Consider the following 14131-nt stretch of genomic DNA (forward strand, 5'->3'; position numbering starts at 1 on the left):
GGGGCGGCGGGGCGGCGGGGCGGCGGGGCGGCGGGACCCGTGCGCGGGCACGGGTCCCGCCGCCGGCGGTCAGGAGCCGGGGCGCAGCTCGACCGTGCGCAGTTGCGGGGAGGCCGCTATCTCGCTCTCGCAGAACCTGCCCTCGGTCATCCGCGCCTCGGCGTACAGGCCGGTCTGGTCGGCGTAGTGGGGCGAGGTGGGGTCACCCGACTGCGAGGGGGCCAGCAGCCGCGCGGTGTCCGGGCAGTCGCCGTCGTTGAACGAGACGATCTGGACGAAGCTGGGGCCGTAGTCGACCTCGCCGTACCCCTTGGCCGGGTCCCAGACGTGGTTCTGCACGTTGATCAGGCCCAGGGCCGCCGGGCCGCCGTGGGTGGGGATCCTCGTGCCGCCGCGCACCACGTACTGGTGCTCGCCCAGCGGGGCGTCCGGGGCGATGCCGAGCCGGGCCAGTTCCGCCACGGCGTCGCCGAGGGCCGTGGCCACGGCCGGGTCCGCGGTGTCCAGGTCGCGCGGGGTGCGGACCGGGTCGGCCGGGTCGAAGGGGGTGCGCCACGGCGGGGCGCCGTTCCCCTGGAGCCTGGTCCAGAACCGGGTGAACAGCAGCGCCCCGCGGCTGTCGACGCGGTACCGCCCGTCCCATCCGGTCAGCGCCGCGCAGGCGGGCCGGGCGTCGACCTGGCCGCCCCCGGACGTGGGCGCCTTGCCGTCGGGCAGGGCGGCGCACATCCGCGCGGTGTCGGCGGCCGCCAGCTCCGCGACGGCGCTGCGGTCGGCGAAGAGCAGGTCCCGCATGGTGTCGAGGGTGAAGCCGCGCCCGGGCAGCCCGTCGGCGCCCGCGATCCGCTCCTCCAGGGCGGTGAGGGTCATCCGGGTGCGCAGGGTGCGTTCCGTGCCGATGCTGCCGGCGATGCGCGGGTAACCGGTCAGCGGTTGGCGCGGGTTGGTCAGCCAGGCGCTGTCGTTGGAGTTCGCGACGTAGTCGGTGCGGCGCAGCACGGGCAGGCTCGACGGGCCCAGCAGCCCCGGGACCACCGCGTCGGCGCTGCTGCCCCAGGCGCACGCGGTCCTGGACCCGTCGAGCACGGCGAGTCCGGTGCCGGGGTAGATGGCCGAGCCGAGGGGAGTGTTGCAGCTGCGGGCCAGGGCGTCGGTGATGTGCGGGACGACGTGGACGCCCGAGAACAGGGTGCGGCCGGCCTTGTCCGCGGCCACCGTGTTGACCCAGGGCATGCCCTGGGTGCGGACGAGGGCGTTCCGCACGTCGTCGGTGCTCTGCGCGGTATTGAGGTCGAACCAGGTGTTCAGGCCGCGGAGGTTGCCCTCGTTGGCGTCCCGAAGCGCGTACGCCAGGTCCGCGGTCCAGCCGGTGGGCAGCCCGAACGCGTTGCCCAGCACCGGGCCGTACCGGGTGGACCACAGGGTCCGGGTCACGGTCTTCACGGTCCCGCCCGCCTCGCGCACCTGGACGGCGACCTCGCGCCGGGTCATCGGCTCCGGCGCGCCGTCGACGAGGTAGCTCGTCGGGTCGCCCGGGACCGGCTTCAGCTCGTAGAGGCTCAGCGGGACGGCGGCGGAGACGGTGTGGCTCCAGGCGACGCCCCGGGTGTGGCCGGAGCGGATCAGGGGCACGCCCAGCGGGGCCGCGCCGGACACGTTCATCCGGCCCGGCACCGTCAGCTGGGCCTCCCACAGCCGTTGGGCGCCCGTCCACGGGAAGTGCGGGTTGTTCAGCAGCAGTCCGCGGCCGTCGCCGGTCTGCTCGGATCCCGCCGCGAAGGCGTTGCTGCCCAGGCCTCCCGTGTCGCGCAGCGCCGCGGTCACGGCCGCGGCGGCAGCGCCCGGGTCCTTCGGCGCGGCGCTCCGCCCGGTGCGGGCGCCGGGCGCCGGCGGCCGGGCGGAGACGATCGCGTCCATCACCCGGCCCGCGCCGCCGGAGGTGCTCAGCGCGTGGAACTGGCGGTACACGTCGATCTCGGCGATCGGCCGCAGCCAGTCGGCTCCCCGGCAGGCGGGGTCGGTGACGCCGTCCGGGCCGGTCTCGGCCAGGTAGCGGTTGTAGCCGGCGACATAGCCGCGCACGAGCTCCCGGACCTCGGCGCGGGGGCCGGCCGGGGCCGGCCGGGCCAGGGCGTCCTCGACCACCCGGGAGTCGTTGACCTGCTGGTAGTAGAGGTCGCTGTTCAGGTTCGAGCTCGCGGGCCCGTAGGCGTTGACCGGTCCGTCGGGTCCCCGGTACAGCGAGCGCCGGGCGCCCACCGTGAGGTACGTGTCCGCGAGCAGGCAGATGTTGTCCTTCGCGGAGGCGTAGCCGAGGCCCAGGCCGAGCCCGGTGAAGTCGTCCGCCTTGATGTGCGGGATCCCGTACTCGGTGTACCGGATCGTCGCCGACGGTCCGCCGGAACGTCCGGCCGCCGAGGCGGGCGGTGTGACGCCCGTCGCGAGCGCCCACGCGGTCGCCAGGGCCGCGGTGCGGACCAGTCGGCGCCGCCATGTGTTCCGTCTCATCGTTCCCCCATTTCATGCGGACCGCGCCCGCCCCCGTGAGGTGCTGCGGGGCGGGCGCGGTCCCGTGCGTGTTTCCTGTGGTGCCGGGCCGTGTCCTCCTCCCCGGCGCCGTCCGGCGGACGGCGGGGCGGGGCGGGGGGGCACGGCCTGTGCCGTGTCCTCACACGGTCCGTGTGCCGGTGGTGGTCAGGGGGCCCGGCGGGGCCGGGCCGGTGCCGCCGCCGACGAGGCCCTGGTGGGCGGCGAGCGTGCGGTAGAGCGGGCTGTCGCGCAGCAGCGAGGCGTGCGTGCCGGCCGCCGTCACCGTCCCGCCGTCGAGCACGACGATCCGGTCGCAGTCGACGAGGGGCGCCAGGCGGTGGGCGACCATGATCGTGGTGCGGTCGGCCCGGCGGGTGCGCAGCAGCCGCTGGAGCCTCGACTCGGTCTCCGCGTCGAGGCTCGACGTCGGCTCGTCGAGCAGCAGCAGTTCGTGGTCGTGGAGCAGGGCCCGGGCCCAGGCCAGGCGCTGCCGCTGGCCGCCGGACAGCACCACGCCCGCGTCGCCGAGGTCGCGGTCCAGGCCGTCCGGGTGGTCGAGCAGCCCGCCCAGTTCGACGTCCTTCAGCGCGGCGCGCAGATCGTCGTCGGTGGCGTCCGGCGCCCCCAGCCGCAGGTTCTCGCGCAGCGAGCCGGCGAACACCGGGGCGTCCTGCTCGACCATGGACAGGCGGGCGCGCAGCGCCTCGTGCGGCAGGTCGCGGATGTCCCGCCCGTCGACCCGGATCGTGCCGGCGTCGTGGTCGTAGAAGCGCGCCAGCAGCGCCAGGACCGTGGACTTACCGCCGCCGGACGGGCCGACGAGGGCGGTCCACGAGCCCCGGGGCACCGCGAAGCCGACGCCGTCCAGGACGGCCGGCCCCTCCGGGTACCGGAAGCCGACGCCGTCGAACTCGACGAACCGCCGCGGGTCCGGCGGGCACGGCGCCGCCGCGGCGGGCGTCCGCCCCGCGGCCTCCCGTTCCGTGGGGATGCTCAGCACCTCCGCCGCGCGGTCGACCGCGGCCAGGCCGACCTGGACCGTGGTGATCGCGCGGGACGCCTGGTTGAGCGGGAGGACGACGCTGAAGAGGTAGAGCAGGAAGGCGACCAGGTCGCCCAGGGCCATGGTGCCGGCGGAGACCCGGTAGCCGCCGACGAGGAGGACCATGAAGATGGCGATCTGGATGGCGGTGGTGACGGCCGGCTGCACGACGGCCTCGCGCCGCGACAGCCGCAGGCCCGTCTCGTAGGCGGCCTCGGCCCGGCGCGCGACCCGCTCGTACTCCCGGTCCGTGGCGTCGAACACCCGGATGGTGCGGACCCCCTGGAGCGCGCGCTCGAACTCGGCGGTCATCCGCCCGACGTGTTCCTGCGCCGTCCGGCTGATCCCGCGCAGCGAGGCCATCAGGGCCCACAGGGCGACGGCCGCGAACGACACCGAGGCCAGGGTGATGGCCAGCAGCAGCGGGTCGAGCAGGGCGAGGACGGCGACCGAGCCGACGCCGAGCAGCACGGCGGAGACGACGTCGAAGACGCCGTTGCTGATCACCGAGCGCAGCAGCGAGGTGTCGGTGCTGAGCCGGGAGATCAGGTCGCCGGTCCTGCGCCGGTCGTACTCGGCGATCGGAAGCCGCAGCAGCCGCCGGACGAGGGCCAGCCGGGTGTCCACGACGACGCCCTCGGCGAGCCGTTTGAGCAGGTAGACCTGGGCGCCGGTGAGCAGCGCCTCGCCGACGGTGACCGCGGCGAGCAGGAGCACCGGGGCGAGCAGGGCGCGCTGCTGCTCGGCGCCGGAGACGATGTCCCGCACGATCAGCGGCTGGACCAGCGGGACCACGGGCGCGAGCAGGGAGGCGACGCAGCCGAGGACGACCAGGCGCCGGCGCCCGTTGTCGCGGTCCCAGGCCAGTCGCCACAGGGTGCGCAGCCCCGCGCCGGGCTCCGTCTTCCTCACCGGTGCTCTCCGGGGCCGGCGCCGTCCGCGTCCCGGTCCGGGGCGGCCGTCTCCCGCAGGCTGGCGCGTATCTCCGGTTCGGAGGCGGCGCCGGCGACCGGCGGCCAGTCGTCCGCGGCGCACAGCACGCGCACCACCGCGACCCGGCCCTCCCGGGCCGCCGCCAGGGCCGCCGCGACCGCCTCCGTCATGCCGTCCGGCCCGGACACCACCCAGGTGGTGACGCCGTCCCCGAGGTCGTGCCGCACCGGGGCGCCGGCCGTGAACAGGTGCGGCGGCCCGCCGAGGTTCTCCACCATGCGCTGCAGCCAGCCGTAGCCGCCGTTGTCCAGGACGACGTACGTCACGCCGACCCGTTCCCGTACCAGGGTGGGCAGTTCGACGCGGAGGAAGTCGAACGCGCCGTCGCCGACGATCGCGACGACCTGCGCGTCCGGCGCCGCCAGCTTGGCCCCGGCGGCCGCGGCGGCTCCGTAGCCGAGGGTGGTCTGCTCGGAGGGCACGAGGCAGCGGGTCCCGTCGGGCAGCGCGAGCACCGGGTACAGATACGACCAGATGTCCATCAGCCCGTTCTCGTGCACGACCACGCCGCGCGGCGGGAGGGCGCGGGAGAGTTCCCGCACGGCGGACTTCACCCGCACCCGGTCGGCGGGGAGTTCCGGGTGGGCGGGCCGCTCGGCCCAGGCCCGCAGGCGGCGGCGGGCCCCGGTGATCCGGGTGGTCCAGGCCGCGTCGGGCGCCCGGCCGGCCAGGTCGGCGGCCCACCGGCCGGCGGTGGCCGCCGCCTCGCCCAGGACCAGGGGACCGGCCCAGTCGTAGGAGAACTCCCCGGCCGCCACATTGACCTGACATACCGTCACATCCCGGGGCAGGCCCTCGACGGCGGTCTCCTCCAGCCGGGACCCCAGGGTCACCACGACATCGCAGTCGGCGAGCAGCTCCCGCACCGGCGGCAGCGCGTACAGGCCGGCGAGCCCGCAGTACAGCGGGTGGGACTCGGCCACCGTGCCGCGCCCGCTGGCGGTCACCAGCAGCGCCGCGCCCAGTGCCTCGGCGAGCCGCTCGGCCACCCCGCGGACGGCCGCCCCGCGCATGCCGCCGCCGGCCACGACCACGGGTCGCCGCGCCGCGGCGACCTCGGCCGGGAGCTCCGGCTCCGCGTACCGGGCGGGCTCCGGCGGACCGGCGTCCAGCAGGGCCTCGGGAACGGTGACCGGCCGCTCCAGGAACCCGTCGGGGATCTCCAGGAAGACCGGGCCCCGGGGGGCCTCGGCGACCAGCGCCGCCGCCCTGCGCAGCGCGGGCAGCAGCCGGTCGGGGTGGGTGACCCGGGCGGCCCACTTGGTCACCGGGGCGGCGAGCGCGAGCTGCGGCGCGTCCTGGAAGGCGCGGGCGCCGTCGGCCTCCAGCGCGGTGCCGCCGGCCAGCAGCAGCACCGGGCCGCAGCCGGTGGCCGCCTCCAGCAGGCCACCGACGGCCTGGGCGACGGCGGGCCCCTTGCCCACCACGCACACGCCCGTGCGGCCGGACGTCAGGGCGTACCCGGACGCCATGTGCACCGCCGCCCGCTGGTCGCGGCACCACACCAGGCGGATGCCCGCGCCCTCGAAGGCCGCCACGGCGAGCACGTCGTCGCCGGGCAGGCCGAACACGGTGTCCACGCCCCGGCGGGCCAGGAATCCGGCCACCAGGTCCCAGGGGCCCGGGAAGGTCCTGACCGGGGAGGCCGGGACCGGGCCCGACGAGACCGGGGCCGGCTCGGGGACCGCCGCCCCGGAGACCGCCGGCTCGGACGCGGCCGGCCCGGGGGCCGCCGGGGTCCCGTCGGGTCGCCGCTCGTTCATGGGGTGCGTGTGTTGCATGTGTCGCCGCCAGAGGTGTCGAAGAGCCGCCAGTAGGGCTCGAACGGACCGGGGGTCCCGTCGAGCAGCTTGTGCCGCAGACCGGTGAGGAGGGCGCGGTGGGGACGCAGCGCCGCCAGGCCCAGCCGGCGGGCGTCGGCGTCCGAGGCGGGCCGCCCCAGGAGCACCCACATCGCCCGGAGGGTGCGCGGGGCCGCCCGGGACAGCGACCGAGCCGTCTCGTGCAGCAGCTCGCCGCCCGTGCTGTCCAGCCGGCGCCGGGCCTCGGCCTCGCCCCAGCGCCGCACGGCGAGGCCGTAGGTGTTGAACGAGCCCTCGGCGGCGTCCTGTTCGACGCTCCGCAGGTCGTCCTCCAGGTCGACGAACGACATCATCGGCCCGAGCAGCCCGCTCAGCTCCCGCGCCCACGGCCGGCCCGTGAGGGCCGCGGCGACCGCGAGGAAGGCCCGGATGTCGGAGCACCGCAGCCGGACCGCGCGGGCCAGCTCGTCCTCGTCGAAGGAGTCGCCGGCCGCGAGGAGCCGGGTCTCCAGCTCGAAGTACTCCTCCAGGCCGGTCAGATGGCGCTCGACGGTCCCGTCGAGCAGTTCCAGGGAGCCCAGGAACGCCCGCAGGTGCTCCGGCCACCAGGATCCGGGCCTCGTCCCGCCGGAGCGCTGGTGCGCCTCGTACGCCCAGTCCGCCTCGTAGACCACGGCCCACAGATGGGTGAACAGCGGCGAGACCAGGGCCCGGTCGCCGTCGTCGTAGCCCAGCGCGCGGAACACCGGGGCCAGCGTGCGGTACACCTTGGCGCCCTTGATCTCGGCGGCGGGCGAGGTGCGCGGGGTCAGCCAGGCGGGCCCGGCCGCCTTCTCGGACGTGCCGCGCACGAGCACGTCCAGGGCCGTCACCCGGTCGGGGGCGAGCAGCCCGCCGAGCAGCGCGCGCCGCATCTAGCGCCCCGTCCCCGGCAGGGACCGCGTCTCCCACAGCTCCCGCGTCCGCTCCGCGACCTGGCGGAACCACGGGGTGAAGGAGGCCGCGCCCGGCCCGTCGAGCTCCCGCAGGACCTCCGCCAGGGGCCGCCAGACGGCCTCGGACGCCTCGTCGGGGTCGACGGCCGGCGGGACGCCGTCGTAGTCGCCCACCAGGACGTGGTCGTACTCGTGCTCGACGTACTCCGACGCCGGGTCCTCGGCGCGGTAGACGAACGGGCGGCCCGGCCGCAACTCGCCCGCGCGGACGCCGAGTTCCTCCAGCAGTCGGGCCCTCGCCGCGTCCGCCGGGCGCTGGCCGGGCGCCGGGTGCCCGCAGCAGGTGTTGGACCACAGCCCCGGGAAACGGCGCTTGGCCGCGGCCCGGCGCTGGAGCAGCACCTCGCCCCGGCCGTTGACGAGCATCACGGAGAACGCGCGGTGCAGGAGCCCGTCGGGGCGGGTGTGCGCCGCGTGCACGGTCGTGCTGCCGGTGGTCCGGCCGGACGGGTCGACGAGTTCGACCCGCAGCCGCTCCCGGGCCGCCTGGCCGCGCGTGGCTGAGCTGGGCATGGATGCTCCTCGTGTCGTTCCGCCGGGTGTCACGGGCCGGCGATGTGGTAGCCGCCGTCCGCCCAGACGACCGAGCCGGACGTCACCGGCATCCAGTCGGAGAGGACGGCGCAGCAGGTCCGCGCCACCGGGGCCGCGTCCCGGTCGTCCCAGCCGAGCGGGGAGTGCTCGGCCCAGTGCGTCGCGTCGAAGCCGGGTATGGAGGTGGCCGCGACCGTCCGCAGGGGCCCGGCGGCGACCAGGTTCACCCGGATTCCCCGGGGGCCCAACTGCATGGCCAGGTAGCGCGCGACCGACTCCAGGGCGGCCTTGGACACGCCCATCCAGTTGTAGCCCTCCCAGGCGCGCTGGCCGTCGAAGTCGAGCCCGACGATCGAGGCGCCGGGTGCGAGCAGGTCGCGGCAGGCGTGGGTCAGCGAGGCCAGCGAGTACGCCGAGACCTCCAGCGAACGGGCCACGTCGGGCCAGGGCACGGCGGCGAAGTCCTCGTCGAAGCAGGCGGGCGAGCCGTGCGCGATCGAGTGCACGACGCCGTCCAGCCCGTCCGTGTGCTCCGCCACCCGCCCGGCCAGCCCGGCCAGGTCCGCCGGGTCGGTGACGTCCAGTTCGACGACCGGCACGGGTTCCGGCAGCCGTGCGCAGACCCGTCTGACCAGCGACGCGCGCCCGTAGGCGGTGGCGACGACCCGGGCCCCGGCCCGCTGCGCCTGCTCGGCGACGTGGTAGGCGATGGAGCTGGGCGTGAGGATGCCCGTGACCAGCAGCCGTTTCCCGGCCAGCAGGCCCGCGCCGCCCGCCGGCGCCGTCGTCGTGTCGTCCTCGTGCTCAGACACCCATGCTCACCCCACCGTCGACAGGAATGACCGCCCCGGTGATGTACCGGGCCTCGTCGCTGGCCAGGTACGTGATCAGGGAGGCGACTTCGGCCACCGTCCCGGCCCGGCGCAGCGGTACGGAGTCGATGAACTCCTGGCGCACCTTCTCGGGGAAGTCCCGGCCCATGTCGGTGTCGATCAGCCCGGGGAGGATGACGTTCACCGTGGTGCTGCCGCGCGCGAGTTCGCGGGCCAGCGTGCGGGCCAGGCCGATCAGCCCGGACTTGCTGGCCGCGTAGTTGCCCTGGCCGACCCCGCCCAGCAGCGCGGCGGTGCTGGAGCAGAAGATGACCCGGCCCCGGCGGGAGCGGATGAGCGGGCGGATGCCCGCCCTGACGGAGTAGAAGCCGCCCATGAGGTTGGTCTGGATGACGGCGGAGAAGTCCTCGGCGGTCATCCGGGCCATCAGGTTGTCGCGGACGATCCCGGCGTTCACCACCAGGACGTCGAGGCCGCCCAGCTCACCGACCGCCTCCCGCATCGCCCGCTCCACCGCCTGCTGGTCGGCGACGTCGCAGACCAGCGAGAGCGCGTTGTCGACGGGGGCCCCGGAGGCGCTGAGCGAGACGACCGTGTCGCCCATGGCGACGAACCGGTCGACGGTCTCGCGCCCGATGCCGCGCGTCCCGCCGGTGACGATCACCTTCCGCCCGGCCGCCCCGGGGGTCGTCGGGGGGTTCGTCGCGGGGTTCGTCGCGGGGTTCAGCACTTCTTCACCACCAGTACCGCGTTGTGTCCGCCGAAGCCGAACGAGTTGGACATGACCACCCGCAGCGGGTGCTCCTGCGCGGTGTGCGCGACGTGGTTCATCTCCGGGAACTCAGGGTCGTCGCAGTTGATGGTGGGCGGCGTCAGGCCGGTCTCCAGGGCCTTGACGCACGCGATCAGCTCGACCGCTCCGGCAGCGCCGATCATGTGCCCCGTGGTCGACTTGGTGGAGCTGAACGGGATGTGCCGGGCCCGCTCGCCGAGTTCGGCCCGGACGGCCAGGGTCTCGGTGCGGTCGTTGAGCTGGGTGCTGGTGCCGTGCGCGTTGACGTAGTCGACGGCGTCGGCCGCCACCCCCGCCGCGGCCAGTGCCCGCCGCATGGCGAACCGGGCGCCGAGCCCCTCGGGGTGCGGCGCGGTGATGTGGTGGGCGTCGCTGGCGGCGCCGTAGCCGACGATCTCGGCCAGTGGCGTGACGCCGCGCCGGCGCACGCTCTCCGCCGATTCGAGCACCACCGCCCCGGCGCCCGAGGAGAGCACGAAGCCGTCCCTGGCCCGGTCGAAGGGGCGGCTGGCGGCGGTGGGATCGTCGTTGAACGTGCTGGTGAGCGCCCGGGTTGCCGCGGTGAGCGCGAGGTCCTTGCCGCTCATGGAGTCCTCGGCGCCGACCGCCACGACGATGTCCGCGTCGCCCCGCTCGATCATCCGGTGGGCCTCGCCGATCACGACGGTGCCCGAGGCGCAGGCGGCCGACACCGCGAACGACTCGCCCATGGCGCCGATCTCCATCGACAGATAGGCGGTCACGATGTCCACCGCGGCGTACGCCGACAGATGGGGGCGGACCGCCCGCGCGCCCCTGGCGTCGAACACCCGGACCGCGTCCGCGTCCAGCTTGGTGGTGCCGTAGCCCGATCCGGCGAGGACCGAGACGCGCTCCGGCGGGCAGATTCCCGGCTTGACGCCGGCCTGTTCGAGGGCCTGGTGGGCGGCGGCGACCGCGTATCTCGCGTACGGGTCCATCCGGCGCACCTCGGTGCGCGGCATGTAGTCCGTGGGCTCGAAGCCGCGTATCTCCCCGCCGATGGTGACGGAACAGTCACCGGGGTCGAAGCTCGTGATGGAGGTGATCCCGCTGCGGCCCTCCACCATGCCGTCCCAGGTCTCGGACACCGAGTTCCCCAGCGGTGTCAGCGCACCGAGACCCGTCACGTACGAACCCATTGCCTCACTCCAAATCGCCGGCGGCCGACCGCCGGTCCGTGAACGTCTGCGCTACTTCCCCGCCACCGCGGCCAGCCGGTCCTCGCCGCGGGCGCCGGAGCCGAACCGGCTCCCGTACTCCGCCACGGCCTTGGAGATCAGCAGGGGCTGCGGGAAGCGCCGCCCGTCCAGGGCCAGGTAGCCCGCCCTGATGCCGCGGCCGCCGAACGGCTTGTTGCCGTTCTCTATCTCGATGAGCGTCGAGTCGACGCTCACCATGTGCCTCTCGCGCAGGAAGTCCACGAGCTCCCGGCCGCCCCCGTAGACCGAGGCCCCGAAGGCGCGTTCGGTGAAGGGCGGGGTGCCGAGCACGTTCCTGAGCGTGTGTTCGTCGTCGTAGACCACCAGGTTGAAGATGGGGGCGAACTGCTCGGAGACGTCCAGGGGTTCGGACACGTCCCAGACGAGGACGGTCGGCACCACGTGGGACTGGGCGATGTCGACGGCGCCGCCCTGGTGGATGCGGTGCCGGTTCGCGATCAGGTAGCGCGTGACCTGGTGGAGCACGTTCGGGTCCTGGAGGCTGCCGTAGTCCCTGCCGTGGTCGGCCGCCGGGCCGAACCGCAGCGCCCCGACGCGCCGGGACAGCTCCTCGCGGAACTCGTCGGCGACCGAGCGGTGGGCGAAGTAGATGTCGGGGGCCAGGCAGTCCTGACCCGAGTTGAGCATCCTGATCCGCGCCCCGTCGGCGGCGGCCGCCCGGACGTCGGCGCCCTCGGTGATGATGAACGGGTTGACGCCCTGGCCGAAGAAGAGGAAGAGCGGTTCGTCGCCCAGGGCGACCCGCAGCTCCTCCGCGTTCTCGTAGCGGCCGGTGAAGACGACCACCCCAGGGTTGCCGCGGATGGAGTCCGCGTACGCGCCCTGGGTGCCGGTGAACGCCGTGATGTCCAGGCCGTGCACGGGCGCCAGCAGTTCGTGGATCCGCAGCGTCGTCTCCAGGATCCGCGAGGACGGCCGGAAGGAGACCGCGCGGGTGAAGCACGCCGGGACCAGCAGATACAGGGCGTACGAGTAGAGCACCATGTTGGACGGCATGAAGACCCAGGACGCGGGCGCCGTCGGCGGCTGGTGCAGGGCGTACTCGGCGGCCGCCCCGCGCAGCGTGGAGACGAACCCCTCGATCTCGATGCCGGCGGCCTCGCGGTCGGTGATCCCGCTCAGCACGTCGACGAACAGGTCGCGGTTCTCCTGCACGTACCGGGCGGTGCGGGCAAGCGCCGCGAGCGCGCCGGTCAGGCGGCGGTCTCCGCGGAAACGTTCCGGCACGCCGTCCGGGGAGCCCAGCCGCTGGGCGGTGGCGGCCTCCGCGAACGCCTGGACCCGGCCGAGGTCGACCTTGCCGAACGCGTTCTGCGGCAGCTCGTCCACCACGAAGACGTGGTCGGGCGCCTCGTAGGACGCCAGGTGGGCGGCGATCTCCCGCCGCCAGTGGGCGTGCGCGCGGCGGCCGGGGTCGGCGACGACGGTCACCAGTCGCTCGCCGCGCTCGGCGTCCTCGACCACCACGCAGGCGTTGACCACGCCGGCGTCGGCGAGCCTGCGCTGCACCTCGGCCGGGTAGACGGTGAACCCGCTCCTGGACAGCGCCGAACGGCGGCCCAGGACCGTCAGGTGCCCGTCCGGGCCGACCGAGGCGATGTCCTCGGTGCGCTGCCAGCCGTCCGCCTCGCGCACGAGCCGGCCGTCGGCGTCGAGGTATCCCCGGTACCGGTCGGGGGTCCGGACCAGCAGTTCGCCGACCCGCCCGGCGGGCATCTCGGCCCCGTCGGCGCCGACGACCCTGATTTCGACGCCGGGCAGCGCCTTGACCAGCGCGGGCCTCTCCGGGAGCGCGTGCGCCACGTTGCCCAGCTCGGTCGAGCCGTAGCCGTCGAGCAGCGGACGGCCGGCGGCCCGGTGGAAGCGCTCGGCCAGCCGGCTCTCCAGCGGCCCGCCGCCCACGCACCACAGCCGCACCGACGACAGGTCCTCCAGGAACGCGGGGTTGCGGGCGGCGAGGTTCAGGATCGCCTGGTACGTACGCGGCGGCGCGTCGACGACCGTGGCGGAATGGCGCTTCCCCAGGCGCAGCGCCTCGGACAGATGGGCCGGGGGCACGATCACCAGCCGGGTGCCGGCGATCCAGCTGATCAGGGCGACCGAGAGGCCGTACTGGTGGGTCATCGGCAGCAGCGGCAGCAGGACGTCGTCCGGGGTGTACCGGACCCGTTCGGCCGTGCGCAGGCAGTTGTCGACGACGGAGCCGCCGGACTTCACCACGGCGCGCGGTTCGCCGGTCGTCCCGGACGAGAGCAGGATCAGACCGTCCTCGCGCCGCCGCCAGGCGAGGGAGGCGGGGTCGGGGAGGGCGGCCGAGCCGCCGACGTCCGCGGCCCGGACCTCTCCGACGCCGTAGTCCCACAGGTCGCGGGGCGCGACGGCGCCGGGGACCCGCTTGGCCGCGTCGCCCGACAGCACGGCGTGCTGGGCGTGCACCCGCGCCAACGGGTCGTCCATGCGGGCAAGTTGGGCGTCGTCGAGGACGACGACGGACACGTCCGAGGCGATCAGGGCGAGCAGGGCCGCGTAGAACTCGATGGTGTTGTCGCCGCCGAGGACGACCCGGTCACCGGCCCGCACCCCGCGGTCGTGCAGCGCGCGCCGCATCACCTGGACGCCGTGGCCCAGGGCGTACTGGCTCACTGCGGCGCGTCTGGCGACCGCGACCGGTCTCTCCTCCGGAACGGAGGTCATGCTGATCACCCCGTCGTTCTCACTGTTGCTGTCGGACGTGAGCTCTGCGGCTCCAGGGCGACACGGCCCTTAGGCTGGTGAACGGGCGTGGGGCGCGACGCACGGCCCGCGCCGCGCCCCCGTCCCGGGCTCCTTCCGAAGCCCCGGGACGCGCACCGTCACCGCTTCGTTCAGCAGGAGTTGCTGATGGTGCTGCCCAGCGCCTCGGCGCTCTCGGCCGGGACCTCAAGGCCCTGCAGCTCGATGATCGACATGTTCCGCACCTCCTTCCGTCCAGCTCGGGCGGCCGAAGCCGCCGCACGGATGTCCCGGTCCCCCTCGCGGGGGCGGAACGGGTGATGGTTCAGCGGGTCATGACGGCACGTCAGCAGTTGTTGCTGATGGTGCTGCCCAGCGCCTCGGCGCTCTCCGCCGGGACCTCAAGGCCCTGCAGCTCGATGATCGACATGTTCCGCACCTCCTTCCGTCCAGCTCGGGCGGCCGAAGCCGCCGCACGGATGTCCCGGTCCCCCTCGCGGGGGCGGAACGGGTGATAATTCAGCGGGTCATGACGGTACGTCAGCAGGAGTTGCTGATGGTGCTGCCCAGCGCCTCCGCGCTCTCCGCCGGGACCTCAAGGCCCTGCAGCTCGATGATCGACATGTCCGTACCTCCCCTCGGGTGTCGGGCCGTCTC

10 protein-coding genes are annotated in these 14131 nt (G+C 74.8%); all 10 read right to left on the minus strand.

Annotated features, from left to right (window positions below; all coding sequences use genetic code 11):
• Positions 1-69 precede the first annotated feature (69 nt).
• Positions 70-2508, minus strand: a complete 2439-nt coding sequence (locus tag WA762_RS06690; RefSeq protein ID WP_335933733.1) for a penicillin acylase family protein — start codon at positions 2506-2508, stop codon at positions 70-72.
• A 160-nt stretch (positions 2509-2668) separates the two neighbouring features.
• On the minus strand, positions 2669-4483 hold the full coding sequence (locus tag WA762_RS06695) for an ABC transporter ATP-binding protein (protein ID WP_335933734.1): 1815 nt from the start codon (positions 4481-4483) through the stop codon (positions 2669-2671).
• Positions 4480-6327: a thiamine pyrophosphate-binding protein gene (locus WA762_RS06700; protein WP_335933735.1), complete on the minus strand. Its 1848-nt coding sequence runs from the start codon at positions 6325-6327 to the stop codon at positions 4480-4482. The genes WA762_RS06695 and WA762_RS06700 overlap by 4 nt, the downstream gene beginning before the upstream one ends.
• Positions 6324-7280 (minus strand): hypothetical protein, encoded by a 957-nt coding sequence (locus WA762_RS06705; RefSeq protein ID WP_335933736.1) that lies wholly within the window; start codon positions 7278-7280, stop codon positions 6324-6326. Before WA762_RS06705 ends, WA762_RS06700 begins: the two co-directional genes overlap by 4 nt.
• The gene (gene idi, locus WA762_RS06710; protein WP_335933738.1) at positions 7281-7874 is read right to left on the minus strand and encodes an isopentenyl-diphosphate Delta-isomerase; all 594 of its coding nucleotides are present in this window, start codon (positions 7872-7874) and stop codon (positions 7281-7283) included. It lies immediately after the preceding gene.
• A gap of 29 nt (positions 7875-7903) precedes the next feature.
• Positions 7904-8707 (minus strand): enoyl-ACP reductase FabI, encoded by an 804-nt coding sequence (gene fabI, locus WA762_RS06715; RefSeq protein WP_335933740.1) that lies wholly within the window; start codon positions 8705-8707, stop codon positions 7904-7906.
• Positions 8700-9458, minus strand: coding sequence for an SDR family oxidoreductase (locus WA762_RS06720; protein ID WP_335933742.1), 759 nt, complete (start codon positions 9456-9458; stop codon positions 8700-8702). Before WA762_RS06720 ends, fabI begins: the two co-directional genes overlap by 8 nt.
• Positions 9452-10681, minus strand: coding sequence for a beta-ketoacyl-[acyl-carrier-protein] synthase family protein (locus WA762_RS06725; protein ID WP_335933743.1), 1230 nt, complete (start codon positions 10679-10681; stop codon positions 9452-9454). The genes WA762_RS06720 and WA762_RS06725 overlap by 7 nt, the downstream gene beginning before the upstream one ends.
• 51 nt (positions 10682-10732) lie before the next feature.
• Positions 10733-13456, minus strand: a complete 2724-nt coding sequence (locus WA762_RS06730) for an aldehyde dehydrogenase family protein (RefSeq protein ID WP_335933745.1) — start codon at positions 13454-13456, stop codon at positions 10733-10735.
• Positions 13457-13820: 364 nt separating this feature from the next.
• Complete coding sequence (locus WA762_RS06735) at positions 13821-13913, minus strand: class III lanthipeptide (protein ID WP_335933746.1); 93 nt, start codon at positions 13911-13913, stop codon at positions 13821-13823.
• Between the last annotated feature and the right edge of the window lie 218 nt (positions 13914-14131).

Source organism: Streptomyces tyrfis, assembly GCF_037034285.1.
GTDB lineage: Bacteria > Actinomycetota > Actinomycetes > Streptomycetales > Streptomycetaceae > Streptomyces.